Source organism: Arenimonas malthae CC-JY-1 (genome assembly GCF_000747075.1).
GTDB lineage: Bacteria > Pseudomonadota > Gammaproteobacteria > Xanthomonadales > Xanthomonadaceae > Arenimonas > Arenimonas malthae.
Window position 1 is genome coordinate 23,087 of record NZ_AVCH01000042.1, and the last position, 26,035, is coordinate 49,121.

Here is a 26,035-nt window from a genome sequence, read left to right on the forward strand (position 1 = left end):
CGGTTCAGGCGCCGGCGTCGGCCGGCGGCGCCAGTTCGTCGAAGGCACGCAGCGCCTCGGAGGCGTAGATCATCGACGGGCCGGCGCCCATGTAGATCGCCATCGAAATGGTCTCCAGCACTTCCTCGCGGCTGGCGCCGGCGCGGATGGCGGCCTTGGCGTGGAAGCCGATGCAGCCGTCGCAGCGGGTGGCGATGGCGATGGCGATCGCGATCAGTTCCTTGGTCTTGACGTCGAGCTGGCCCGGCGCGAGCGCCTCGCGCGCCAGGCCGCTGAAGGCCTTCATGGTGCCGGGCGCGCCGGCGCGCAGCCGGGCGATGGCGGCGTTGAGGTCGTCGATCAGTTCGGGGTAGGACTGGCTCACGGGAACTCCCTTTCTCGGCGGGCGCTCAAGCGCCCAGGTGTTGGCGGGTCCAGCGCACGATGCCATTGGCATCCATGGCGCCGGACTGGCGCGCGATCTCGCGGCCCTGGCGCATCAGCACCAGGGTGGGAATGCTGCGGATGCCGTGGCGCTGGCCGAGCGTGGGCTCGACCTGGGTGTCCACCTTGGCCAGGCGCACCTGCGGCTCGAGCATGGCCGCGGCGCGCTCGAAGTGCGGCGCCATCATCTGGCACGGCCCGCACCACGGCGCCCAGAAATCGACCAGCAGCGGCAGTTCGCTGCGGTCGGCGTGGGCGGCGAAATGGTCCACGCCCAGCGCCACCGGATGGCCGGTGAACAGGGGCTTGTGGCAATGGCCGCAGTTGGGCTGGGCGGACAGCCGCTCCGACGGCACGCGGTTCATGCCGTGGCAGTGCGGACAGGCCAGGACGAGGTTTTCGCTCATGGCGTGGTTCCCGGGTTGGCGGGCACTTCGGCCCAGATCAGTCCGCGCAGGTCGCCTTCCTTGAAGCCGGTGGCGCGGTCCCCCGGGTAGTGTTCGGCCAGGCGGGCGGCGATTTCGGGGGCGATGTTGTCGCCGTGGCACATCAGGCAGGCGGCCTCGACGCGGATGCCGCGCGCCATGCGCAACTCGATGCCGGGCGGCACGTCTTCGCGCAGCACGGCCACCTGCGCCTCGGGCGCGCCGCCGGTGTCCACCGCGGCCTGGAAGGACACGGCCAGTTCCTGCAGCCAGCCCTCGGCCACGTTGCCGGGATTGCGGTTGCGGCCGGGCACCGCCACGCGGCCCAGGCGCACGCCGTGTTCGGCCATCACCTGTTCGGCGATGCGCGGCGCCTCGAGGTGGCAGAAATCCACCGCGGCCGGCGCGCCGTCGCGGGTCATGGCCTCGCGCAGCCGGCCGCGCAGGCGTTCGGCGAAGTCCTTCATCGCGGCCTGGGCGCGGGCCTGGGCATCGGGCGCCGCGACCACGGTCCCCGGGGCCGGCGCCGTGGCCTCGGGCGCAGTCTCCGGCACCGGACCGGGTTCGACGGCGACCGGCGCCGGCGCGGGCTCGCTGCCGCACGCGGCCAACATACCCAAGGCAAGCGCCGGGGCGAAACGATGGCGGGTCTTCATGCACGGGCTCCCTGTTTGCCGGCGCGGGCGTTGAGCAGCACGAAATACAGCAGCGGGATCACCACCAGCGTGAGCACCGTGGAGACCAGGATGCCGAAGATCAGCGCGATCGCCAGGCCGTTGAAGATCGGGTCGTCGAGGATGAAGAAGGCGCCGGCCATGGCCGCCAGGCCGGTCAGCGCGATCGGCTGCGCGCGCACGGCGCAGGCCTCCACCACCGAATCGGCCAGCGCATGGCCCTCGGCGATCGACTGGTTGATGAAGTCCACCAGCAGGATGGAGTTGCGCACGATGATGCCCGCCAGCGCGATCATGCCGATCATGCTGGTGGCGGTGAACTGCGCGCCCAGCAGCGCGTGGCCCGGCATCACGCCGATCACGGTGAGCGGGATCGGCGCCATGATCACCAGCGGCACCACGTAGTCGCGGAACTGCGCCACCACCAGCAGGTAGATCAGCAGCAGGCCCACGGAATACGCCAGGCCCATGTCGCGGAAGGTTTCGTAGGTGATCTGCCACTCGCCGTCCCACTTGAGCGAGAAGCCCTGGGTGGCGACGGGCGCGGACAGGAAGCGCTGCTCCACCTCGGTGCCGGCCAGCGGCGCGTCGCCGACCTGGCCGACCAGGTCGAACATTCCGTACAGCGGGCTGTCGATGTCACTGGCCTCGTCGCCGGTGACGTAAACCACCGGCAGCAGGTCCTTGCGGTAGATGACCGGCTCCCAGGGCAGGCGCTGAACCGTGACCAGCTCCGACAGCGGCACCAGGCGGCCGTCGCCGGCGCGCACGCGCAGCGTGAGCAGCTGGTCGAGGCTGGCCTGGTCGCCGGCCGGCAGGCGCAGGCGCACCGGCACCGGGTACTTGGAGGCGCCGTCGCGCAGGTAGGTGGCGTCGCGGCCGCTCACGCCCAGCTGCAGCGCCTGGGCGATGGCGGCCTGGCTCACGCCCAGGCGCGCGGCGCGGTCGCGGTCCACCAGCACGAGCTCGCGCTCGGCTTCGGCCTCGACCGTGCTGTCCACGTCCACGATGCCTTCGGTGGCGCTGAAGCGGGCCTGCAGGTCGCGGGCGATCTCGCGGGCGCGCGCCAGGTCGGGGCCGTAGATCTCGGCCACCAGCGGCGCCATCACCGGCGGGCCGGGCGGCACTTCCACCACCTTCACCGAGGCGCCGTAGGCCCGGCCGATGGCGGCCAGCGCGGGGCGCACCGCCAGCGCGATCTCGTGGCTCTGGCGGTCGCGCTCGTGCTTGTCCACCAGGTTCACCTGCAGGTCGCCCACGTTCGCGCCCTGGCGCAGGTAGTACTGGCGCACCAGGCCGTTGAAGTTCACCGGCGCCGAGGTGCCGGCGTAACCCTGGATGTCCATCACTTCGGGCACGGTGGCCAGCGACTGCGCCAGCTCCAGCAGCAGCGCGTTGGTGCGCTCGAGCGGCGTGCCCTCGGGCAGGTCCACCACCACCTGGAATTCGGACTTGTTGTCGAAGGGCAGCATCTTCAGCACCACCAGCTGCACCACCGCCAGGCTGGCGGCGGCGAGCACGGCGATGCCGATGCCCAGGAACAGGCTGCGCCGGCGCTTGCAGCCCTTGGCCGGGTCGAGGAAAGGCCGCAGCACGCGCTCGAACAGGCCGCGCACCTTCGCCGACAGCGCCGATTCGTGGCCGCCCTCGCCCGCCGGGTGCGCATGGTGCGAAAGCAGCTTGAGCGACAGCCAGGGCGTGACGGTGAGCGCGATGGCCAGCGAGAGCAGCATGCCCACCGAGGCGTTGATGGGGATGGGCCGCATGTACGGGCCCATCAGGCCCGACACGAAGGCCATCGGCAGCAGGGCCGCGATGACGGTGAAGGTGGCCAGGATGGTCGGGCTGCCCACTTCGTCCACGGCCGGGGGAATGGCCTCGAGCAGGGTCTTGCCGCCCAGGCGCATGTGCCGGTGGATGTTCTCGACCACCACGATGGCGTCGTCCACCAGGATGCCGATCGAGAAGATCAGCGCGAACAGCGACACGCGGTTGATGGTGAAACCCATCGCCCAGGAGGCGAACAGCGTGATGGCCAGCGTCAGGATGACCGCGCTGCCGACCACGATGGCCTCGCGCCAGCCCAGGGTGAACAGCACCAGCAGCACCACCGACAGCGTGGCGAACACCAGCTTCTGGATCAGCTTCATCGCCTTGTCGTTGGCGGTGTAGCCGTAGTCGCGGGTGATGGTGGCGCGGATGCCTTCGGGAATGACGGTGGCCTTGAGGCCCTCGAGGCGGTCGGCGATGGCCGTGGTGATGTCGGCGGCGTTCGAGCCCGGCTTCTTGGCGATGGCGATGGTGACCGCGGGCGCGACGCCGCCGTCCGGGCGCACGCGGCCTTCCGGCGCGGTGTACCAGGCGTACTGCGTGGGCAGGTCGGCGCCGCGGCGGATGTCGGCCACGTCGGCCAGGTAGAGCGGGCGGCCGCCCTGCAGGCCGATGACCAGTTCGGCGACCTGCTGGGCGTCGGCCAGGTAACGGCCGGCGGTGAGCGGGCGCACGCCGTCGGCGGCGACGCGGTCGCCGGCCTGGGTGACGAGGTTCGCCGCGCCGAGCGCACCGGCCAGGTCGTCTGCGGTCATGCCGTAGGTGGCCAGGCGGTTGGCGTCGAGCTCGACCACCACCGCGCGCTCCGGCGCGCCAATGGTGTACACGTCGCGCGTGCCGGGCACGCGCTTGAGTTCGGACTCCAGCGTGTGCGCCACTTCGGCCAGTTCGACGCCGCCGCGGGCGGGGTCGTCGGTCCACAGCGTCACCGCCATCACCGGCACGTCGTCGATGCCCATCGGCCGCACCAGCGGCTGGCCGACGCCGAGGCCGGGCGGCGCCCAGTCGGCGTTGGAATAGACCTGGTTGTAAAGGCGCACCAGGGCGTCCTGGCGCGGCACTCCGACGGCGAATTCCACGGTGATCAGCGAGGAACCCGCGCGGCTCACCGAATACACGTGCTTGACGCCGTCGATCTCGGAAAGCACCTGCTCCAGCGGCACGCTGACCAGGTTCTCCACGTCCTCGGCCGGCGCGCCCGGGAACGGGACGATGATGTTGGCCATCGTAACGTCGATCTGCGGCTCTTCCTCGCGCGGCGTGATCATGGTGGCGAACAGGCCCAGCAGCAGGCCCGCGACCGCCAGCACCGGCGTCAGCGGATTGGCCTGGAAGGCGCGGGCGAGGCGCCCCGAGAGGCCGAAGCGCGGCTCAGCCATCGTTGGACTCCCCCGCCAGGTGGGCCAGCGCCGCCAGCGGATCGGCGGCGATGCGGTCGCCCTTGGCCAGGCCGGCCAGCACCTCCACTTCGCCTTCGCGGCGGTGGCCCAGGCGCACCTGGCGCAGCGCCACGCGGTTGTCGGCGCCGACCACGTAGACCGCGGTCACTTCGCTGCGCGTCACCAGGGCCGAGGTCGGGATCCACAGGTTCTCCGCTTCGCCGGTCTTGAAGGCCACCTTCACCGTCATGCCGGGCTGCAGGCCGGTCTCGACCTCGGGCAGCTCGACGCGGATCTTGAAGCTGTGCGTCGCCGGGTCGGCGTAGGGAAACACGATCACCTTCTCGGCGGCGATGCGGCCGCCGCCGGGCAGGATGACGGTGGCCTCGGCGTACTGGCGGATGGCGGCGATGTCGCTCTGCGGTACCTCGACGGCCAGGCGCAGGTTCTGCAGCGACAGGCCGGAAATCAGCGGCTGGCCCGGCTGCACCGATTCGCCCACCTCGACGTGGCGCTCGACCAGGATGCCCGAGTACGGCGACCGGATGACCGTGTAATCGACCTGCTCGCCGGCGGCGCTGACGCCGGCGCGCGCGGCCTCGAGCGCGGCGCGGGCGGCGTCGCGGCGGGCGCGGGCCTGGTCGAGCGCGGCCTTGGCCAGCAATTGCTTGGCCACCAGTTCCTCGGTGCGGCGGAAGGCCGATTCGGCCTCGGTGTAATCGGCCTGGGCGGCATTGAGCGCCGCCGAGGCGCGACGCTGCGCCGACACCTGCTCCACGTCGGTGAAGCGCACCACCACCTGACCCGCCTCGACGTAGTCGTTCACGTCGAAGGGCAGCTCCAGCACGCGGCCGGCGGTCTGCGCCGACAGCGTGGCCTGGTTCACCGCCTCCACCACGCCGTCCCAGCTGCGCTCGCGCGCGGAAGTGCGCGGCTCCACTTCCAGGGTCTGGAAGGACACCGGCGGCGCGGCCGCGGGGGCGGGCGGTTCTCCGCCGCAGGCCGCCAGCAGGAGCGTGGCGAGGGCGACGGGCAGCAGGGCGCGGGACGGGGACATGCGCTTACCTCACTTGAAGGCGCAGCCGGCCGAAAAGCCGAGCTTGCGGAACACGATCGCCGCCGGGCAGAAGCCGGTGAAGGAGGACTGGATGAGGTTCAGGCCGATGAAGGCGGTGAACAGCAGCCACCAGGGCGAGACGAAATACACGAGGGCGGCGCTGATCAGGATCATCACGCCGGCGAAGGCCATCACGGCACGGTCGAGGTTCATGGGGTTTCTCCTTGAGGTCATTTGAGCTTGACGATGCCCAGCAGCTTGAGCACGTACTTTTCGTACACGGGCTCGGTGTTGCCGGTCTTCATCTTGCGCAGGAAGTATTTTTCGAAGGCCACCTTGGCCAGGTGCACCCACTTGCCGACCTTGGCCCAGGTCACGTTGCGCGGCGGGTTCTGCGGCAGCGCCACGAAGGCGGCGCCGGTGTCGCCCATGTCGGCCAGGCAGATCGCGTTCCAGGTGGCCTTTTCCTCGGCCGGCTTGCCGGCGAGTTCGGAGGCGATGTTGTGGGCGATGGCGGTGACCATCGACTCGATCATGAAACCGGTCTTGGGCGCGCCCACCGGCAGCGGCGTGGGCTCGACCGGCGGGATGGCGACGCAGACGCCGGCGGAATAGATGTTCGGGTACTTCGTGTTGCGCTGGTGGGCGTCGATCAGCACGAAGCCGCGCGGGTTGCACATTTCCTTGGCCGAACGGACGGCGTCCACGCCGGTGAAGGCCGGCAGCACCATCGAGTACTTGAACGGCAGCTGGTGGCTGGCCAGGGTCTGGGCGCGCGCGTCGACTTCATCGACGTGCATCAGGCCGGCTTCCACCTTGGTGATCTTCGCGTTGGCGATCCACTTGATGTGGCGCTGGCGGAACTCGGCCTCGAGCAGGCCCTTGGAGTCGCCGACGCCGCCCAGGCCCATGTGCCCGACGTAGGGCTCGGGGCTGACGTAGGTGATGGGCACGCGGTCGCGCAGCTTGCGCTTGCGCAGGTCGGCGTCGAGGATCATGGCGAACTCGTAGGCCGGGCCGAAGCAGCTGGCGCCGGCGGCGGCGCCGACCACGATCGGGCCGGGATCCTTCAGGAAGGCCTCGTAGGCCGCCCAGGCGGTGTGGGCATGCTCGGTGGTGCAGATGGATTGGGTGAAGCCGCCCTCGGGGCCGAGGCCCGGCACTTCGTCGAAGGCCAGGCGCGGGCCGGTGGCGATCACCAGGTAGTCGTAGGCCAGGTCGCGGCCGTCGCGCAGGCGGATGCGGTTCTCGGCCGGCAGTACTTCGGCCGCGCCGGCGTTTTCGAATTCGATGCCCTTCTTGGCCAGGTGCGGCCGCACGCCGATCTGGATGTCCTTGGGCTTGCGCCAGCCCACCGCCACCCACGGGTTCGACGGGGTGAAGCTGAAGAGGTCGCCGTCGCCGACGACGGTGACGCGGTGTTCCTTGCCGATTTCGGCGCGGATTTCATAGGCGGCGCTCATGCCCCCGATGCCTGCGCCCAGTACCACGATGTTGGCCATGACGTCCTCCCGGCGGCCGGGATATCCGGCGCTGCTAATTTAGTTGTAGCTTAATTAGCATTGTGGCATAATGTCAACATTACCCCGGAGCCCGTCATGGCCAGCCCCGCCCGTCAAATGGAAACACAGTCAGAAGCCGCGGCCGAGTTGCTCAAGGCCATGGCGAACCCGCAGCGCCTGCGGGTGCTGTGCCTTCTCATCGAACGGGAAATGTCGGTGGGCGAGATCAACGCCCTGGTGCCGCTGAGCCAGTCGGCGCTGTCGCAGCACCTGGCGGTGCTGCGCGAGAAGGGCCTGGTGAACACCCGGCGCGAGGCGCAGGCGGTGTTCTACTCCGTGGCCGACGGCACGGTGCACGACGTCATCGAGGCGCTGCACCGCAATCTTTGCGTGCCCGGGACCGCCTGATCCCGGGCCTTCCGGGGCGGGTCAGCGCAGGGCTTTCGCCGCGTCCACCACCGCCTCGACGGTGATGCCGAAGTGCTTGTACAGCTGTTCGGCCGGGGCCGAGGCGCCGAACTGGTCGATGCCGACGACGGCGCCGTCCAGGCCGACGAACTGGCGCCAGTAACCGGTGACGCCGGCTTCCACGGCCACGCGCTTGCGGCACCAGGAAGGCAGGACGCCCTCGCGCCACTCCAGCGGCTGGCGCGCGAACACCTCGGCGCAGGGCATGGACACCACGCGGGCGCGCACGCCCTCGCCCGCCAGGCGGCGCATGGCCTCCATGGCCAGCTCCACTTCCGAGCCGGTGGCGACCAGGATCAGGTCGAACGTGCCCTCGCCCGGGTCCGACAGCACGTAACCGCCGCGGGCGATGTCGGCCACCTGCTGCGCCGTGCGCGGCTGGTGCGCCAGGTTCTGGCGGCTGAACACCAGGCAGCTCGGGCCGTCGGTGCGCTCGATGGCGGCCTGCCAGCACACGGCCGATTCCACCGCGTCGCAGGGGCGCCAGACGTCGTTGTTCGGGATGTAGCGCAGCGACGCCAGGTGCTCGACCGGCTGGTGGGTCGGGCCGTCTTCGCCCAGGCCGATCGAGTCGTGGGTGAACACGTGGATCGTGCGGGTCGGGATCAGCGCCGACATGCGCAGCGCGTTGCGCGAGTAGTCCGAGAACACCAGGAAGGTCGCGTCGTAGGGAATGAAGCCGCCGTGCAGCGCGATGCCGTTGCAGATGGCGCTCATGCCGAACTCGCGCACGCCGAAGTGCACGTAGTTGGCGTTGGCGTCGTTCGTGGTGACCGACTTGCTGCCCTTCCAGAGCGTGAGGTTGGAGTGCGCGAGGTCGGCCGAGCCGCCCACCAGCTCCGGCAGCAGCGGGCCGAAGGCGTCCAGCGCCATCTGCGAGGCCTTGCGCGAGGCGACCACCGGGCCCTCGAGCTGCAGCCTGGCGGCATAGGCGCGGGCGGCGTCGGCGAAGCCTTCCGGCAGTTCGCCGTGCGAACGGCGCACCAGCTCGGCGGCCAGCTCCGGGTAGGCCTTGGCGTAGGCGTCGAACAGGCGGTTCCACTGCTCCTCGCGCACCAGGCCGGCGTTGCCGGCGCGCCAGCCATCGGCGATGGCGGCGGGGATCTCGAAGGGCGCGTGCGGCCAGCCCAGGGCTTCGCGGGTGGCGGCCACCTCGTCCTTGCCCAGCGGGGCGCCGTGGCTCGATTCCTTGCCCGCCTTGCCCGGCGAACCGAAGCCGATGGTGGTGCGGCAGCAGATCAGGGTCGGCTTGCCGGTTTCGGCCTGCGCGGTCTTGATGGCCTGGATGATTTCCTGCGGGTCGTGGCCGTCCACCTTGCGGATCACCTGCCAGCCATAGGCCTCGAAGCGCGCCGGGGTGTCGTCGGTGAACCAGCCGCTGGTGTCGCCGTCGATCGAGATGCGGTTGTCGTCCCAGAAGGCGATCAGCTTGCCCAGGCCCCAGGTGCCAGCCAGCGAGGCGGCTTCGTGCGACACGCCTTCCATCAGGCAGCCGTCGCCCAGGAACACCCAGGTGTGGTGGTCGACCACGTCGAACTCGGGTCGGTTGAAGCGCTGCGCCAGCAGGCGCTCGGCCAGCGCCATGCCCACCGCGTTGGCCAGGCCCTGGCCCAGCGGGCCGGTGGTGGTTTCGATGCCCGGCGTGTGGCCGTATTCGGGGTGGCCGGCAGTCTTGCTGTGCAGCTGGCGGAACCGGCGCAGCTGCTCCATCGGCAGGTCGTAGCCCGACAGGTGCAGGAGCGCGTAGACCAGCATCGAGCCGTGGCCGTTGGACAGCACGAAGCGGTCGCGGTTGAACCACTTCGGGTTGTTCGGGTTGTGGCTCAGGAAGTCGTTCCAGAGCACCTCGGCGATGTCGGCCATGCCCATGGGCATGCCGGGGTGGCCGGACTTGGCGGCCTCGACGGCGTCAATGGCCAGGAAGCGGATGGCGTTGGCGAGGTCGCGGCGGGAAGGCGTCGTCATGAGGGCGTCCAGAACGGGGCCCGGGGCCGGGCCGACGGGGCGCTATTGTCGCCGACCGGGCGCCCGCTGTCGCCCTTGCGGGTGCCGGACCCGGGGTGTTACGGCACCGGGGACGGCTCGGCGGCCGGCTCGCTGCGGCCGATGACCACCGAGCCGACCATGTCGCCGCCCACGTTCACGACGGTGCGGCACATGTCGAGCAGCCGGTCCACGCCCAGGATCAGGCCGATGCCTTCGGGCGGGATGCCGAACAGGGCCAGGATCATGGCGATCACCGGCAGCGAGCCACCCGGCACGCCGGCCGCGCCGATGCCGCCCAGGATGCACATGGCCAGCACCAGCGCCTGCTGCAGCAGGCCCAGCTCGACCCCGAAGAACTGGGCCAGGAACAGCACCGTGATGCCTTCGAACAGGGCCGTGCCGTTCATGTTGGCGGTGGCGCCCAGCGTGCAGACGAAGCGGGCCACCCGACGCGGCACGCCCAGGCCCTGTTCGACCACCTTCAGCGTCGTCGGCAGCGTGGCGCTGGACGAGGACGTAGAGAACGCCGTCAGTAGCGCCGGCTGGGCTCCGCGGAAGAAGGCCAGCGGCGACATGCCGCCGAACACCCGCAGCAGCACCGGGAACACCACGAAGAAGTGGATGCCCAGCGCCAGCAGCACCGTGGCCACGAAGCGCGCCAGTTGCACCAGCACGTCGAAGCCGAGCTTGGCGGTGATCGAGAACAACAGGGCGGCCACGGCATAGGGCGCCAGCCGGATCACCCAGTCGATCAGCTTCAGGCAGATTTCGTACACGCCCTGCACCGTGGCCACGAAGGCGCGGGTACCCTCGCTGCGGATGACGGTGGCGGCGATGCCGAACACCAGCGCGAAGAACATCACCGCGATCAGGTCGCCATTGGCGGCGGCCTGCACGGGGTTGCGCGGGACGATGTTGAGCAGGACGCTGATGCCCGAAACAGCCTCGCGCCCCGCGGCGATCTGGGCGCCGCGTTCGCCGGCCTGGGCGATCAGCGACTGGCCCAGTTCCGGCGGCAGGCCGCGGCCGGGCTGGATGATGTTGACCACCACCAGCCCGATCGTCACCGCGATGGTGGTGACGATGAGGATCCACGCCAGGGTCTTGCCGCCGATGCGTCCCAGCGACTTCGGATCGCCGATCTCCACCACGCCCAGCACCAGGGCCGAGAACACCAGCGGGATCACCAGCATGAAGAGCAGGCGCAGGAACAACTGGCCGATCGGGTCGGCGACGTAGTGCACCAGTGCGTCGAGCCAGCCGGCGTCGGCGGCGAAGACGTTCGCCGCCAGGCCGAAGCCGACGCCGGCCACGAAACCGACCAGCATGCGGGTGTGCAGGGACATCGTGGCCATGGGCTTCCTCCGGTTATGGCCGGGCGGCCGGGCGGATCTCTCCCGAGCGCAGGCGCGCCAGGTAGCTTTCGAGTTCGCGCCTGACCACCGGCATCAGCAGGTAGACGCCGATGAGGTTGGGAACCGACATCAGCAGCAGCAGCGCATCGGCGATGCCGACGATGCTGCCGAGCTGCATCGAGCAACCCACCACCGTCATGGCCAGGAAGGCCAGCTTGAAGAGGTTCTGGGCCAGGGTGGATTCGCCGGTGAGGTAGCCGATGGCCTTCGAGCCGTAGTAGGCCCACGTGATCATGGTCGAGTAGGCGAACAGGAACACGACCACCGTCAGCACGTACGGGAACCAGGCGAAGACCGACGCGAAGGCATCGGACGTGAGCGCCACGCCGTCGGGGCCGGGCTGCAGGTACTCGCCGGAGACGATGATGATCAGCGCCGTCATCGTGCAGATCACCACCGTGTCGATGAACGGCTCCCAGAGGGCCACGAAGCCCTCGGTCACCGGCTCGCGCGTGCGCACGGCGGAGTGCGCGATGGCCGCGGAGCCCAGGCCGGCTTCGTTCGAAAAGGCCGCGCGGCGGAAGCCGACGATGATCGCGCCCAGCACGCCACCATAGGCCGCTTCGCCGCTGAAGGCACCGCGCACGATGGCCAGCAGGGCGTCGGGGATGCGGTCGGCATGTACCAGCAGCACGGCCACGCCGGCCGCCAGGTAGAGCAAGGCCATGCCGGGCACCAGGCGCGCCGTGACCTGGCCCACCCGCTTCACGCCGCCCACCACCACGATGGCGGTCAGCGCGGCCAGCACCAGGCCGAACAACCAGCCGCGCCCGGCCAGCGGGCCGTCGGCGCCACCGGTGACGTTCAGCACCTGGGCGAAAGTCTGGTTGGCCTGGAACAGGGCGCCCGAGCCCACCGCGCCCGCCACGATGCACGCGGCATAGAAGACAGCGAGTCCGCGCCCCACGCCGGCCAGCCCCGGCCGGTGTTTCGCCAATCCGTCGCGCAGGTAGTACATCGGCCCGCCTGACACGGTGCCATCCGGGTTCTGCCTGCGGAACATCACGCCCAGGGTGCACTCCACGAACTTGGTGGACATGCCCAGCAGGCCGGCCACGATCATCCAGAACGTGGCGCCCGGGCCACCTACCGTGATCGCCACGGCCACCCCGGCGATGTTGCCCAGGCCCACCGTGCCGGAAACCGCCGCGGTTAGCGCCTGGAAGTGGCTGACCTCGCCGGGGCCGTTGGGCTCGGCGAAATCCCCCCGGATCAGGCGGAAGCCATGGCCGAAGCCGCGCACGTTGATGAAGCCGAAATAGACCGTGAAAAAGCAGGCTGCCGCGGCCAGCCACAACACGATCAAGGGCGCGCTCAGGCCGCCGGGCAGTGGCACTTCCACGAACACGAACCTGGCGAGCGTATCGGCCACGGGGCCGAATACGGACTGGATGCGGTCATCGAACGTGGGGGCGGCGGCAGCCTCGGACGCCGCGAGGGCAGCCAGGGCGCCGGCGGGGCGCATGAGCGTCTTCGTCACCGGAGGTGCCTGTTGGTGGGTCTGCGCCAGCTTACCGCAGGTGGCCCGGCAGGCAATTCAGATGGCGTGAAACGAAACAGGGCCGCTTTCGCGGCCCTGTCCGGTCAGCACGTTGTTTCCAGCAGCGGGCTTCAGCCCTTGTGCGCAACCTGCAGGATGCGCGGGGTCACGAAGATAAGCAGCTCGGCCTTCTCCATGCCCTTGGACTTGTTCTTGAACAGGTTGCCGAGCACCGGCAGGTCGCCGAGGAACGGAACCTTGCGCAGGTCGTCGCGGCTCTTGAACTCGTAGACGCCGCCGACCACGACCGTCTGGCCGTTGTCGATCAGCACCGCAGTGCTGACCTCGCGCTTGGCGATCTGCGGGATGAAGCCGCCGGCCGGGTTCGCGATCAGCTCGCTGACCTCGTCCTTCTTCACCGCGAGGTTCAGGTAGACGCGGCCGTCCTGGGTGATGGTCGGGGTGACCTTGAGCTCAAGCAGCACTTCCTTGAACTCGACCGTGGCCGTCGCGACCGCACCCGGCGTGGTGGCCGGCTGGATAGTCAGGTAGGCCACTTCGTCGCCCTGGCGGATGACGGCCTCCCGCTGGTTGGCGGTGATCACGCGCGGGTTCGACACCACTTCGCCGCGGCCTTCTTCCTCGAGCGCGGAGAGCTCGAGCTCGAGCGCGATGTCCTGGCGCAGGATGCTCAGGTTCAGGGCACCGGCCGGGGTCGTCGCCGGCAGGTCGACAGCGAAGCCGGAGTCGGTGGTGGTTTCGTTGCTGTTGGCCAGCGTGCCGGTGCGGTCCTGCACGCCGAAGATGACGCCCAGTTCGCGGGCAAACACTTCGGTGGCCACCACGATGCGGGCCTCGATCAGGACCTGGTCGACGGGGCGGTCAAGCGTGGCCAGCAGGTTGCGCACTTCGGCCACCTTGCTCGCGATGTCGATCAGCAGCAGGGTGTTGGTGCGGTTGTCGAAGCTGACGCTACCGCGCGGGGAGAGGAAACCGCGGGTACGCTGGCTGCCGCTACTGCCGCCGCCGCCACCGCCGCCGCCGCTGGCACTCTTGCTGTCTTCCGTCAGCAGGCTGGCGATTTCCTCGGCATTGCCGTAGTTGATCGGGATGTACTCGGTGATCAGCGGTTCGCGCTCTTCATTGGCGATGCGGGCATCGGCCACCGCCTTCTCGAATTCGGCGATTTCCTTCTGCGGCGCGACCCAGATGACGTTGCCGTCGCGGCGCTTGTCGAGCTGCTTGGCGCGCAGGACGATGTCCATCGCCTGGTCCCAGGGCACGTTGATCAGGCGCAGCGTGACGTTGCCCTGAACGGTGTCGGCGGCGACCACGTTCAGGCCGGACTCTTCGGCGATCAGCTGCAGGACGGTGCGCACCGGCACATCCTGGAAGTTGAAGGTCACCGGGCGGCCGGAGTAGCGCTTGGCCTCGGCATCGCCGGCCACCGCGCCGGCGGCACGGCCGGGAGCGCCGGCGACCACGGCCGCGGGAGCGGCGCGCTTGGGCGTCACTTCGATGACGTACTCGTTGCCGGTCTGGTAGGCCATCGACTCGAAGGCACCGTTGGTGTTGATCACCAGGCGGGTGCTGCCGGCGTTCGCGTTCGGTTCGAGGCTCTGGACCGGCGTGGCGAAGTCGGTGACGTCGAGGCGGCGGCGCAGCGACTCCGGGATGCTCGCGTTGGCCACGTCGACCACCACGCGGGAACCTTCATTGCGCATGTCGGCGGCGGCGCCGTCACCGGTGAACCGGAGGATGACGCGGCCGGAACCGTTCTCACCGCGGCGGAAGTCGATGTTGGCGACCTCGATGTCCGAGGCGACCTTCTTGGTCGGGTCGGATCCGGTGGCCAGGCTGCTGGGCTGGGCGCCGGCGTCCACGGTCAGGACCAGCAGGTTGCCGGCGCTGCGGGTGGTGTAGCCCGCGGGTCGGAACAGGTCCACGACCACGCGGGTGCGGCCGCCGGCTTCCACGGCGGAAACCGCCGAAGTCGCGCCACTGCCGATGACGACGCGGCGCTGGCTCAGCCCGTTGGTGGTCCCCGGGATGTCCACCGCGATGCGCGGCGGCGTGTCCGTGGTGAAGGCCTGCACGTCGCCCACCGGTTCGGCGAACTGCAGCGTGATGTCCACTTTGCCCCCGGGGGCCGAGGCGTAACGCACGTCCTGGAGGACGTTCGCCGCCATCGCGGACAGGGACGTCGCCAGGCCGACGGCGAGCGCTCCCATGGTCAGCACCCAGTGACGCTTGGTGCCCATCCCCTCGCCGATCGTTTTATTCGCGGTCATCGTGCATTCCCCCAATCAATTGTCTTCAAGGGCGATCTTGGCCGGACGTTCCAGCCAGCCACCTGCCCCATCCGGTACGAGTTCGACAATCTCGATGCGGTCTTCGAACACCGCGGTGATGCGACCGTCGTTGAGTCCCAAGTAGTTCCCCGACCGGACCCGATGCGTCACCCGGTCCGGCCCCATCACAAGGCCCACCACGCCACCGCCTTCGCCGATCGTGCCGACCATGTCGAGGCTGTCGAGCGGGAAGGCCTCGAGGACCTCCTTGCGGCGATTCGGATCCGGGCGCAGCGCGTTGCCGCCATCGCGGTCGGCGGTGGGCTGGCTGAACGGGTCGCGCAGGTCCTGCGCGGCGTATTCGAAAGTCTCGAACTGCTTCATCACCGGCAGCGGGTCCAGCGGCGGCGCCGGGCGCGCCTTGACCTCGGCCACCCAGGCCTCGAGGTCGCGGCTGCCGCGCGTGCAGGCCGAGAGGGACAGGGCCACGGCGGCGACGAGCAGGGCGCTCATGGCGTTCCGGGTCATGGACGGGACCATCACTTGGCGCCTCCCGCGGTGGTGTTCGATTCCTCGTCGTCGAGGTAACGATAGGTCTTGACCGTACCCGAAAGGACCAGGGTGCCGTCCGTACCCGACCGCGGCTGCAGCGAGATGTCGTGCATGGTCATGATGACCACGCGCGGCAGCGACGCGACGCCGCTGACGAAGGCGCCGAACTGGTGGTAGGTGCCCACCATGCGCAGCTGGATCGGCTTCTCGGCGTAGAACTCGCGCTGGCTCTCGGCGCCGGGCTGGAACAGTTCGTTGTTGATACCGGCGGCCAGGGCGGTCTGCGAGATGTCGACGATCAGGTCGGGCATTTCGTTCTTGCTGGGCAACTGGCGGAGCATCTGCTGCAGCATGACCTCCATCTGCGCCAGCTGCTGCTTCAGCGGCTCGAGGTTGGCGGCGCGGCCTTGCTTGCCCTGGAACTCTTCGCGCAGGGTGATTTCAGTGCGCTCTTCCTTCTCGAGCATCACGCGCTGGTCGCTGACGAACAGGTACCAGGCGATGCCGATGATGACCGCGCCCAGCAGCACGCAGGCGCCGAGCTTCACCTGGATGGGCCAGGCCCCGGCGTTGTTGAAATCGAGGTTGCGGAGATCAACCTTCTTGCTGCTCATCGCGCACCTCCCGCCACGTCGGCGGCATCAGCCTCTTCGCCTTCCTTCTTCGGGGTCTGCAGCTTCACCTTGAGGGTGAAGGCATTCGGCAGGCCCTTGTCGTCACCCTTGGCCTCGATGATCGAGAGGTCGGGGTTGGCCATCCAGCCGGATTCCTCGAGGTTGCGCATGTACGAGCTGACGCGGGCGTTGGACTGCGCCTGGCCGGTCAGGGTCAGGGATTGGCCCGACTGCGCGATCGAATTCAGGCGCACGCCCTCGGGGATGGTCCGGACCAGCTGGTCGAACAGGTGCACCATCTGCGAACGGCTGGCCTGCAGCTCTTCGATCACCTGCTTGCGGGCAAGCAGGTTGGCCTTCTTCTTGTCGAGGGCCTCGATTTCCTTGATCTGCTCGTCGACGAGCTTGATCTGGTCGCGCAGGTACTCGTTGCGATTCTGCTGGCCCTCGATCTGACCGTTGTAATACATGACGATCAGGAAGCTCAGGAGCAGCGCCGCACCGGCCGCGAGGCCGAGCATGGTCATGAATTCCTTCTGGCGCTGCTTGCGCCGCTCGGCGCGCCAGGGAAGCAGGTTGATTCTGGCCATCAGTCGAAGCTCCTCAGGGCCAGGCCGCAGGCGATCATGAGCGCCGGCGCGTCCTGCGCCAGGGCATGGGCCTGGACACGGGGGCCGAGCGCCATGTTGGCGAGCGGGTTAGCGATCACGGTCGGGACGCCGAGCTGTTCCTCGACCAGGTTTCCGATGCCGGCGATCGAGGCGCAGCCACCGGCCAGCACGACCTGGTCAACCCGGTTGAAGTCGCTGCCGGCGTAGAAGAACTGCAGCAGGCGGCTGACCTGCTGGACCAGCGCTTCCTTGAACGGCTCGAGCACTTCGACCTCGTAGCTCTCCGGCAGGCCGCCCTGGCGCTTGGCCAGGCCCGCCTCGTCGTAGCTCAGGCCGTAGCGGCGCATCACCTCGTCGGTGAGCTGCTTGCCGCCGAACACCTGCTCGCGGGTGTAGATGCTGCGCTGGCCGCGCAGCACGTTCAGGGTGGTCATGGTCGCGCCGATGTCCACCAGGGCCACGATCGCGTCCTTGGGCACCGACAGCTGGTCGGCGACCAGCTTGAAGGCGTTCTCCATCGCGAAGGCCTCGACGTCGATGACCTTGGCGGTGAGCCCGCCGAGCTCGAGCGCGGACTGCCGCAGCTCGACGTTCTCGGTGCGGGAGGCCGCCAGCATCACCTGGATCATCTCGGGGTTGTTCGGCACCGGGCCGATCACCTCGAAGTCGATGCTGACCTCGTCGATCGGGTACGGGATGTAGTTCGAGGCCTCCAGCTGGACCTGGTCCTCGAGCGCGTCCTCGTCCAGGTCACCCTGGATGGGGATCACCTTGGTGATCACCGAGGAGCCGGAAACCGCGGCCGCGGCGTGCTTGGCCTTGGTGCCCGAGCGCGCGACGGCACGCTTGATGGCCTCGCCGACGGCTTCGACCTCGACGATGTTCTTCTCGACGACGGCGTTGGGAGGCAGGGGCTCAACCGCGTAGTGCTCGACGCGATACCGCCCGCCGGACTCGGTGAGCTGCAAAAGCTTGACGGCCGTGGAGCTGATGTCCAGGCCGACCAGCGGTGTCTTGGCATTTCCGAAAAGACCCACGGTTTCTCCCCTTCCGACGGGCGCTTACACACGAATGGTGCGCCATTACATTAAATAACGAAAAATTCCCAAATGGCAATGCCCCCCCGGACCGGATGCCCCTCGCCGTCCCCTGGCCGACCCCACGCTTCCCTATCAAGACGCAATCAGGGCCGGGAACCGGCCGCCCCCACGGCGCAGCCCGACCATGCCACGTTCTATACTCCCTGCCCCACGTCGATGTAAACCTCGGGAGAGGCCCTGGATGGCCCGATTCAAACGCCTGCTGCGCCGGGCACTGATCCTTTTCGCCGGACTGGCCGTGCTGGGCGTGGCTGCCATCGGCATCCTCTACTGGCTCATCTCCCCCCGCCTGCCCGACGTCCAGGAGCTCCGCAACGTCCAGCTCCAGGTACCCCTGAGCATCTATTCCCGGGACGGCAAGCTGATCGCCCTGATCGGCGAGACCCGCCGTTTCCCGGTGGAAATCGAGGACGTGCCGGAGCGGGTCAAGCAGACCTTCATCGCCATCGAGGATGCCCGCTTCTACGAGCACCCCGGCGTGGACTGGCGCGGCATCGGCCGCGCGGTCTGGCTGCTGGCCACCACGGACGACCGCCGCGTCCCGGGCGGCAGCACCATCACCCAGCAGGTGGCCAGGCAGTTCTTCCTCAGCGCCGAGTACTCCTACACCCGCAAGATCACCGAGATCTTCCTGGCCCTGAAGATGGAGCGCGAACTCAGCAAGGACGAGATCCTCGAGCTCTACCTCAACAAGAGCTTCTTCGGGAACCGCGCCTACGGCGTGGCCGCGGCCGCCGAGTACTACTACGGCAAGCCGCTCGACCAGCTGACCCTGGCCGAGGCCGCCACCCTGGCCTCCATCCCCAAGTTCCCCTCCAGCGGCAACCCGATCATCAATCCCGAGCGCGCGCTGATCCGCCGCAACTACGTGATCCAGCGCATGCGCGAGGAGGGGATGATCACCGAGGCGGAGGAGCGCGCGGCCCAGGCCGAGCCCATGAACGCCAGCCCGCACGAGCCCAAGGTCGAGGTCGAGGCGCCCTACGTGGCCGAGATGGTGCGCGCCGAGATGGAGCAGCGCTACGGCGCCGACGCCACCACCAGCGGCCTGCGGGTCTATACGACGCTCGATTCCGAGGACCAGACGGCGGCCGTGCGCTCGCTGCAATCAGGCCTGCTCGAATACGACCGGCGCCACGGTTACCGCGGCCCGGAAGCCCGGCTGGACCTGCCTGCGGACGAGCCCGTGGACGCCCTGCGCAAGCGCCTGCGCCCCTTCCCCACGGTCGGCAGCCTCTCGGCCGTCCTGGTCACCGGCGTGGCCGACGGCAAGGCCCAGGTGCTGACGGCGGCCGGCACGGCGCTGGAGCTCGACGCCGAAGCCACCCGCTGGACCGGCAAGCAGCCCACCCAGCTGTTCAAGCGCGGCGACGTGGTGCGGCTGGCGCTGGACGCCGAAACCGGCAAGCTGCGACTCGCCCAGGTACCGCTCGCCCAGGCCGCCCTGGTCTCGCTGCAGCCCGAAGACGGCGCGGTGCGCGCCCTCGTCGGCGGCTTCAGCTTCGGACTGAACAAGTTCAACCGGGCCACCCAGGCGCAGCGGCTGCCCGGCTCGAGCTTCAAGCCCTTCGTCTACGCCGCGGCCTTCGAACGTGGTTTTTCGCCGGCCAGCATCGTGCTCGACGCGCCGGTGGTGTTCCGCGACCGCGCCGGCAACGTCTGGCGGCCGCAGAACGACGCCGGCAATTTCGCCGGCCCCATGCGCCTGCGCGAGGCCATGGTGCAGTCCCGCAACCTGGTGTCGGTGCGCCTGCTCGACGCGATCGGCGTGGACTTCGCCAGCCGCTACATCACCCAGTTCGGCTTCAGCCAGGAAAGCCTGCCGCCCAACCTGTCGATGTCGCTGGGCACGTCCTCGCTGACGCCGCTGTCCATCGCCCGCGGCTACACGGTGTTCGCCAACGGCGGCTACCTGGTCGACCCCTGGTTCATCGAGAAAGTCCTCGACCGCAACGGCGAAGTGCTGAGCGAGGCCAAGCCGCTGCATGCCTGCCGCCGCTGCCCGGGCCGGGGCACGGCCGGGGCGCCGGGTGGCCAGCGCGACCCCGCGGTGGTGGACGGCTTCGATTTCGGCCCCTCGCAGGCCGCGGCGCCGGCCGCCGGGGAAACCACGCCCGAGGCCCAGGCCGAGGAGGCGCAGGCGCTGGCCGACCGGGCCATGGCCCCGCGCGCGATCGACGAGCGCACGGCCTTCCTGGTGCACTCGCTGATGCGCGACGTGGTGCGCCGCGGCACCGGCCGCGCCGCCACCGTGCTGGGTCGCGACGACCTGGGCGGCAAGACCGGCTCCACCAACGACCACCGCGATGCCTGGTTCTCCGGCTTCGGCGGCGACCTGGTGACCACGGTCTGGGTCGGCAAGGACGACTTCTCCACGCTTGGCCGCGGCGAATACGGCGGCAAGGCCGCGCTGCCGATCTGGATCGGCTACATGCGCACCGCGCTCAAGGACGTGCCCGTCGTCGAGCCGGAGGTCCCCGCCGGCATGGTCACCGCCTGGGTCAGCGCCGAGTCCGGCCGCCTGGTGCCGGAAGGCACGCCCGGCGCCGTCCGCGACTATTTCAAGAGCGAAGACTACGACCGCATCAGTGCCTCCGGCTTCGACCTCGACCCGGTGCTGAGCAATGAAGAGGCGTTCGACATCTTCTGATTCCGCGGGCGCCCGCCAGCGACGCCTCCAGGTCGCCGCCGAGGCCGCCCGGCTGCTCGCCGAACAGGGCGGCGACCCGGTGGTCGCCCGGCGCAAGGCCGCCGAGCGCCTGGGCTTCCGCGACCCGGCCTCGCTGCCCTCGGGCGACGAGATCCGCGAGGCGCTGGCGGCGCACCGGCGGCTGTTCGCGGCGGGCGGCGACGAACCACGGTTGCGCCAGCAGCGCGAGGCCGCGCTGGCGGCGATGGATTTCTTCGCGGAATTCTCGCCCCGCCTGGCCGGCGCGGTGCTGGACGGCAGCGCCGACGCCCGCAGCGCGATCGAGCTGCACCTGCACGCCGACGACCCCGACGCGGTGGCGCGAAAACTGATCGAACGTGCCATCCCCGCCGTGCAGCGGCCGCGGCGCCTGCGCCTGGAACGCGGCCCGGCGCGGGAGTTCGCGGCCTGGCATTTCGAAGCCGACGGCCTGCCCTTCGAACTGGTCGTGCTGCCGCGCCAGGCCGAGCGCCAGGGCCCGCTCGACCCGCTCGACGACGCGCCCATGGCCCGCGCCAACCGCGGTGCGCTGGCGCGCCTGCTGGCCGGCCAGCCCTGAAACGCGAACGCCCCGCGCGGGGCGGGGCGTCCGGTCAAACAGGCCTGGCGTCGCGCCTCAGCGCTTTTCCATGCCCACGTAGTCGCGCGCGGCGGAACCGGTGTAGATCTGGCGCGGACGACCGATCTTGGCTTCCGGGTCGGTCTGCTGCTCGAGCCAGTGCGAGACCCAGCCGGCGGTGCGGGCGATGGCGAACATCACCGTGAACATCTCGGTCGGGATGCCCAGCGCCTTGTAGATGATGCCCGAGTAGAAGTCGACGTTCGGGTAGAGCTTGCGCTGCACGAAGTACTCGTCCTTCAGCGCGGCCTCTTCCAGGCGCATCGCCACTTCCAGCATCGGGTCGTCCACGCCGAGCTCGCTCAGCACCTTGTGGCACATCTCGCGGATGATGGTCGCGCGCGGGTCGAAGTTCTTGTACACGCGGTGGCCGAAGCCCATCAGGCGGAAGCCCGAGTTCTTGTCCTTGGCGCGGTCGACGGCCTTGGAGACGTCTTCCGGGCGGCCGATCTCGGCCAGCATCTTGAGCACGGCCTCGTTGGCGCCGCCGTGCGCCGGGCCCCAGAGCGCGGCCACGCCGGCGGCGACGCAGGCGTAGGGGTTCGCACCGGTGGAACCGACCAGGCGGACGGTGGAGGTCGAGGCGTTCTGCTCGTGGTCGGCGTGCAGGATGAACAGCAGGTCGAGCGCCTTGGCGGCGACCGGCTTGAGCTGCAGCGGCTCGCTCGGCACCTCGAACATCATGTGCAGGAAGCGCTCGACGTACTCGAGGTTGTTGCGCGGGTAACGCACCGGCCAGCCGATCGAATAGCGGTAGCAGGCCGCGGCGATGGTGGGCACCTTCGCCAGCAGGCGGATGGCGGCCATGCGGCGCTGTTCCGGGTCCTCGAGGTCGAGGTCGTCGTGGTAGAACGCGGCCAGCGAACCGATCATGCCGCAGAGCATGGCCATCGGGTGCGCGTCGTGGCGGAAGCCGCCCAGGAAGCCCTTGAAGGCCTCGTGCATCATCGTGTGGTGGGTGACTTCGTGCTCGAACTTGTCGAACTGCGCGGTGTTGGGCAGTTCGCCGTTCATCAGCAGGTAGCTGACTTCGAGGAAGTTCGAGTGCTTGGCGAGCTGTTCGATCGGGTAGCCGCGGTACAGCAGCACGCCCTCGTCGCCGTCGATGTAGGTCACCGCGCTGCGGCAGCTGGCGGTCGCCACGAAGCCTGGGTCGTAGGTGAACAGGCCCGTTTCCTTGGGCAGGCGGGTGATGTCGACGCAGGGGGCGCCAAGCGTGCCCTGGTGGACGGGAAGCTCGACGTTCTTGCCGGCGGCGTTGAGCACGACGCTCTTGTTGTCGGACACGGGCTGACTCCTTTCAGGGATGTGCGGGCCGCATCCGGGAAGGTCTTGGCGCGACGCACGCAACGCGAAACGGAAGATGCCGCGCCGGGGGCGGGCACCATTCGCGGAAGTATCGCATAGGCCCCGCCGCGAAGTCAGTGACGAAGGCGTGGACTTTGGTACGGTTCCCGCAACGCAAAAGGCCACCCCGGGGGGTGGCCTTCCTTGCGAACCGCGTGCCCGGCGACGCCGGGCCGGCGCTTACTTGGCGTAGCGCTTGCGGAAGCGGTCGACGCGGCCGCCGGTGTCCATCACCTTCTGCTTGCCGGTGTAGAACGGGTGCGACGCCGAGCTGATGTCGATCTTGATCAGCGGGTATTCGTTGCCGTCTTCCCACTTGACCGTTTCCTTGCTGGAAAGGGTCGAACGGGTGAGGAACGCGAAGTCGGAGGACAGGTCCTGGAAGACGACTGCCTTGTAGTTCGGATGGATGTCGGCCTTCATGGCTGGAGTTCCGCCGTGGATTCGTGGGAAAGACCGGGATTATAGGCCGGAACCGCCGCCTGCCGCAAGCCCGCCCCCGCCCTGCCCGTCACGCCCCCAGGGCGGCGCGGACCTGGGCCTCGAACCGGGCCTGGTCGTATTCGAGCAGGATCCAGGCGTTCTCGGGCCGCCCGGTGCGGCGCTGCCAGTCTACCAGGGTGGCGCCGCGGCTGAGGCGGCCCTCCAGCTCGACCGCCAGGTAGCGCTCTTCGGCCCGCCGCACCCCGTCGGGCTGCAGGGCCACGGCCATGGCCAGGGCGTCGGCGCTGTGGAAAAGCCCACCGCGCCGGCCCTTCGACCAGTCGCGCGTGTAGCGCGAGATGGCCTCGTAGAACCGCCCGCGCCCGTCCCCCGCCTGCAGCCAGCGGTCGAAATCCTGGTGCTGGAAACCGTGCCGGACCACCGCCTCCCAATCCACCACCTCGGCCCGGGGGAAGGCGCGGAACACCACGTCGGCCGCCTCCGGGTCGAAGGCGATGTTGAACTCGGCCGGGATCGACGTGTTGCCCTGTCCCGTGACCGCGCCACCCATGATCACCAGCCGCCCCACGCGCGACGGCAGGTCGGGATCCAGGCGCAGGGCCAGGGCCAGGTTGGTCAGCGGCCCCAGGGTGACCAGCAGCAGCTTGCCGGCCTGCTCGCGGGCGATGCGGATGATCGCCAGCGCGGCGTGTTCGTCTTCGGCCCGGGCCGCGGCGGGCTCGTAGCCGGTGTCGCCGAAGCCGTCGTTGCCGTGCACGTAGGCGGCATCCTCGGCCGGGTGCACCAGCGGCACCGGGCAGCCGGCGTAGACCGGCACGTCCACGCCCGCGACCTCGCAGAGCTTGAGCGCGTTGGCCACGGTGTGGCGCAGGCCGACGTTGCCGGCGGCGATGGTCAGGCCCAGCAACTCGTGGCGGGTGTCGGCGAAGGCCATCAGCAGGGCCAGCGCGTCGTCCACGCCCGGGTCGGTGTCGATCAACAGCGGGATGCGTTCGTCCATCGGCCGATTATGGCCGAATCGCGCTTCGCCGCGCTCAGGCGCCGGCGAAGCGGGCCGCGCCGCCCACCCAGCGCGCGACGACGCGCTCGGCCAGCGCCGGCGCTTCGGCCAGCAGCGAATCGGCGGCGCGGTGCACTTCGGGCAACAGGTCGGCGTCGCGCGCCAGGTCGGCGACGCGGAAGCTGGCCAGGCCGGTCTGGCGCGTGCCAAGCAGCTCGCCCGGGCCGCGCAGCTCCAGGTCCTTTTCGGCGATCAGGAAGCCGTCGGTGCTGGCGCGCATCACTTCCAGCCGCTCGCGCGCCAGCGCCGACAGCGGCGGCTTGTAAATCAGCACGCAGCTCGACGCCGCCGCGCCGCGGCCCACGCGCCCGCGCAGCTGGTGCAGCTGGGCCAGGCCCAGGCGCTCGGCGTTTTCGATGATCATCAGGCTGGCATTGGGTACGTCCACGCCGACCTCGATCACCGTCGTGGCGACCAGGAGGTTCAGTTCGCCGGCCTTGAAGCGCGCCATCACGGCCTGTTTCTCCGCCGGCTTCATGCGCCCGTGCAGCAGGCCCAGCCGCAGTTCGGGCAAGGCGGCGCCGAGCTGTTCGTAGGTACTTTGCGCAGCCTGGCCCTCGACCTCCTCGCTGTCCTCGATGAGCGTGCACACCCAATAGGCCTGCCGGCCTTCGGCGCACGCGGCGCGGATGCGTTCCACGACCTCGGCGCGGCGTTCGCCGCTGACCGCCACCGTCGTCACCGGCGTGCGGCCGGGTGGCATTTCGTCGATCACCGACACGTCGAGGTCGGCGTAGGCCGACATGGCCAGCGTGCGCGGGATGGGCGTGGCCGTCATCACCAGCTGGTGCGGCACCTGGCTGCCGGAGAGGCCCTTGTCGCGCAGCGCCAGGCGCTGGTGCACGCCGAAGCGGTGCTGCTCGTCCACGATCGCCAGCGCCAGGCTGGCGAAGGCCACGCCCTCCTGCATCAGCGCGTGCGTGCCCACGACCACCTGCGCCTGTCCGGAGGCGATCTCGGCCAGGGCCGCGGCGCGCGCCTTGCCGGTGACCTTGCCGGCCAGCCAGGCCACGCGCAGGCCCAGCGGTTCCAACCAGGCGCGGAAATTCGACAGGTGCTGCTCGGCCAGCAGCTCGGTGGGCGCCATCAGCGCCACCTGGCGCCCGGCCTCGACCGCGTTGGCCGCGGCCAGCGCCGCCACCACCGTCTTGCCACTGCCGACGTCGCCCTGCACCAGGCGCAGCATCGGCTCGGGGCGCGCCATGTCCCTGGAAACCTCGTCGAGCACGCGCTGCTGCGCTCCGGTCAGGTCGAAGGAAAGGCGATTGCGCAACGCGGCTGCCAGCTTGCCCTTGGGCCGCACCGGCATCGCGCCGTGCGCGCGCAGTGCGATGCGCTGGCGGCGCAGGCTCAGGTGGTGGGCCAGCAGCTCTTCCAGCGCCAGCCGTCGCTGCGCGGGATGGCGGCCGGCGGAGAACAGCGCCAGGTCGGCGTCGGGCGGCGGACGGTGCGCGGTCAGCAGCGCTTCGCGCAGGGTCGGCAGGCCGAGGCGGTCGCGCAGTCCTGACGGCAGCAGTTCGAGCTCTTCGGCCGGCGGCAGCCGTTTCAGCGCCTCGCCCACCAGCTTCGCCACCGAGGCGGGGCCCAGGCCTTCGACGGCCGGGTACACGGGATCGAGGCGGTCGCGCGGCGTCGCATCGGCGTCGTCGGCGAGCAGGCGGTAGCTCGGGTGCACCATCTCCAGGCCGTGCTGGCCCGGGCGCGCCTCGCCGTAGCAGACCAGCCGCCGCCCCGGCACGAACTGCGCCACCTGCGCCTTGCCGAAATGGAAGAAACGCAGCACCAACGTGCCGCGCGATTCGTCCCCCACCGCCACCCGAAGCAGCGGGCGGTAGCGGAAGCTGCGTTCGACCGCCACCACCCGCGCCTCGACCTGGGCCGGCTGGCCCGGCACGAGGTCGGCGATGGCGGTGATGCGGGTGCGGTCCTCGTAGCGCAGCGGCAGGTGCAGCCAGAGGTCCTGCACGGTTTCCAGCCCGCGTGCGGCGAGCTTTTCGGCCACCTTGGGGCCGACGCCGGGCAGCGTGCCCACGCGCGCCCCGCCGCCCGCGGCCAGCGAGGGCGCGGCG

21 protein-coding genes and 1 pseudogene are annotated in these 26,035 nt (G+C 69.8%); 3 read left to right on the top strand and 19 right to left on the bottom strand.

What is annotated here, in order from left to right:
• Positions 1 to 4: 4 nt before the first annotated feature.
• The 7 genes from N790_RS03190 to N790_RS03220 are packed head-to-tail and all read right to left on the bottom strand — an operon-like array spanning position 5 to position 7,290.
• A complete protein-coding gene (locus N790_RS03190) occupies positions 5 to 364 on the bottom strand; it encodes a carboxymuconolactone decarboxylase family protein (protein ID WP_043800634.1) in 360 nt (119 codons plus the stop codon).
• 25 nt (positions 365 to 389) lie between these two features.
• Positions 390 to 830: a thioredoxin TrxC gene (gene trxC / locus N790_RS03195; RefSeq protein WP_043800637.1), complete on the bottom strand. Its 441-nt coding sequence runs from the start codon at positions 828 to 830 to the stop codon at positions 390 to 392.
• A complete protein-coding gene (locus N790_RS15105; RefSeq protein WP_084062587.1) occupies positions 827 to 1,504 on the bottom strand; it encodes a c-type heme family protein in 678 nt (225 codons plus the stop codon). The genes trxC and N790_RS15105 overlap by 4 nt, the downstream gene beginning before the upstream one ends.
• On the bottom strand, positions 1,501 to 4,731 hold the full coding sequence (locus N790_RS03205; protein WP_043800639.1) for an efflux RND transporter permease subunit: 3,231 nt from the start codon (positions 4,729 to 4,731) through the stop codon (positions 1,501 to 1,503). Before N790_RS03205 ends, N790_RS15105 begins: the two co-directional genes overlap by 4 nt.
• A complete protein-coding gene (locus N790_RS03210; RefSeq protein WP_043800640.1) occupies positions 4,724 to 5,788 on the bottom strand; it encodes an efflux RND transporter periplasmic adaptor subunit in 1,065 nt (354 codons plus the stop codon). The genes N790_RS03205 and N790_RS03210 overlap by 8 nt, the downstream gene beginning before the upstream one ends.
• 9 nt (positions 5,789 to 5,797) lie before the next feature.
• Positions 5,798 to 6,001: a YgaP family membrane protein gene (locus N790_RS03215; RefSeq protein WP_043800644.1), complete on the bottom strand. Its 204-nt coding sequence runs from the start codon at positions 5,999 to 6,001 to the stop codon at positions 5,798 to 5,800.
• A 17-nt stretch (positions 6,002 to 6,018) separates the two neighbouring features.
• Positions 6,019 to 7,290 carry an NAD(P)/FAD-dependent oxidoreductase gene (locus N790_RS03220; protein ID WP_043800647.1) on the bottom strand — a complete coding sequence of 424 codons (1,272 nt, stop codon included), beginning with the start codon at positions 7,288 to 7,290 and terminating at the stop codon, positions 6,019 to 6,021.
• A gap of 117 nt (positions 7,291 to 7,407) precedes the next feature.
• On the opposite strand from N790_RS03220, the gene N790_RS03225 reads away from it, so the two are divergent.
• Positions 7,408 to 7,698 carry an ArsR/SmtB family transcription factor gene (locus N790_RS03225; protein WP_043800649.1) on the top strand — a complete coding sequence of 97 codons (291 nt, stop codon included), beginning with the start codon at positions 7,408 to 7,410 and terminating at the stop codon, positions 7,696 to 7,698.
• A gap of 21 nt (positions 7,699 to 7,719) precedes the next feature.
• Here N790_RS03225 and tkt read toward each other — a convergent pair whose 3' ends face one another.
• The 8 genes and pseudogenes from tkt to N790_RS03265 form a co-directional block, all read right to left on the bottom strand.
• Entirely contained in the window at positions 7,720 to 9,723 is a 2,004-nt protein-coding gene (gene tkt / locus N790_RS03230) for a transketolase (protein ID WP_043800652.1), read from the bottom strand.
• 98 nt (positions 9,724 to 9,821) lie between these two features.
• Entirely contained in the window at positions 9,822 to 11,099 is a 1,278-nt protein-coding gene (locus N790_RS03235; RefSeq protein WP_211251941.1) for a dicarboxylate/amino acid:cation symporter, read from the bottom strand.
• A 13-nt stretch (positions 11,100 to 11,112) separates the two neighbouring features.
• The gene (locus tag N790_RS03240; RefSeq protein WP_211251942.1) at positions 11,113 to 12,639 is read right to left on the bottom strand and encodes an alanine/glycine:cation symporter family protein; all 1,527 of its coding nucleotides are present in this window, start codon (positions 12,637 to 12,639) and stop codon (positions 11,113 to 11,115) included.
• 131 nt (positions 12,640 to 12,770) lie between these two features.
• Positions 12,771 to 14,930, bottom strand: a complete 2,160-nt coding sequence (locus N790_RS03245; protein WP_245593734.1) for a type IV pilus secretin PilQ — start codon at positions 14,928 to 14,930, stop codon at positions 12,771 to 12,773.
• A gap of 15 nt (positions 14,931 to 14,945) precedes the next feature.
• Complete coding sequence (locus tag N790_RS03250) at positions 14,946 to 15,458, bottom strand: pilus assembly protein PilP (RefSeq protein ID WP_043800679.1); 513 nt, start codon at positions 15,456 to 15,458, stop codon at positions 14,946 to 14,948.
• Positions 15,459 to 15,469: 11 nt separating this feature from the next.
• On the bottom strand, positions 15,470 to 16,096 hold the full coding sequence (locus N790_RS03255) for a type IV pilus inner membrane component PilO (protein WP_043800656.1): 627 nt from the start codon (positions 16,094 to 16,096) through the stop codon (positions 15,470 to 15,472).
• A 2-nt stretch (positions 16,097 to 16,098) separates the two neighbouring features.
• Positions 16,099 to 16,686: pseudogene (locus N790_RS03260) on the bottom strand (PilN domain-containing protein); the annotation flags it as partial.
• Positions 16,686 to 17,744, bottom strand: a complete 1,059-nt coding sequence (locus N790_RS03265; protein ID WP_043800657.1) for a pilus assembly protein PilM — start codon at positions 17,742 to 17,744, stop codon at positions 16,686 to 16,688. The gene N790_RS03265 and the pseudogene N790_RS03260, both read right to left, overlap by 1 nt.
• Positions 17,745 to 17,988: 244 nt before the next feature.
• Between N790_RS03265 and N790_RS03270 the strand changes: the two genes are divergently transcribed.
• The gene (locus tag N790_RS03270; RefSeq protein ID WP_043800659.1) at positions 17,989 to 20,457 is read left to right on the top strand and encodes a penicillin-binding protein 1A; all 2,469 of its coding nucleotides are present in this window, start codon (positions 17,989 to 17,991) and stop codon (positions 20,455 to 20,457) included.
• Complete coding sequence (locus tag N790_RS03275) at positions 20,432 to 21,055, top strand: hypothetical protein (RefSeq protein WP_043800661.1); 624 nt, start codon at positions 20,432 to 20,434, stop codon at positions 21,053 to 21,055. Before N790_RS03270 ends, N790_RS03275 begins: the two co-directional genes overlap by 26 nt.
• A 57-nt stretch (positions 21,056 to 21,112) precedes the next feature.
• Here N790_RS03275 and N790_RS03280 read toward each other — a convergent pair whose 3' ends face one another.
• The 4 genes from N790_RS03280 to recG all read right to left on the bottom strand — a co-directional run bounded on the left by N790_RS03280 (position 21,113) and on the right by recG (position 26,022).
• Positions 21,113 to 22,402, bottom strand: a complete 1,290-nt coding sequence (locus N790_RS03280) for a citrate synthase (protein ID WP_043800662.1) — start codon at positions 22,400 to 22,402, stop codon at positions 21,113 to 21,115.
• A 240-nt stretch (positions 22,403 to 22,642) separates the two neighbouring features.
• The gene (locus N790_RS03285; protein ID WP_043800663.1) at positions 22,643 to 22,885 is read right to left on the bottom strand and encodes a type B 50S ribosomal protein L31; all 243 of its coding nucleotides are present in this window, start codon (positions 22,883 to 22,885) and stop codon (positions 22,643 to 22,645) included.
• A gap of 88 nt (positions 22,886 to 22,973) precedes the next feature.
• Positions 22,974 to 23,906, bottom strand: coding sequence for a nucleoside hydrolase (locus tag N790_RS03290; RefSeq protein ID WP_043800665.1), 933 nt, complete (start codon positions 23,904 to 23,906; stop codon positions 22,974 to 22,976).
• A 34-nt stretch (positions 23,907 to 23,940) separates the two neighbouring features.
• Positions 23,941 to 26,022, bottom strand: a complete 2,082-nt coding sequence (gene recG / locus N790_RS03295; protein WP_043800684.1) for an ATP-dependent DNA helicase RecG — start codon at positions 26,020 to 26,022, stop codon at positions 23,941 to 23,943.
• Positions 26,023 to 26,035 lie beyond the last annotated feature (13 nt).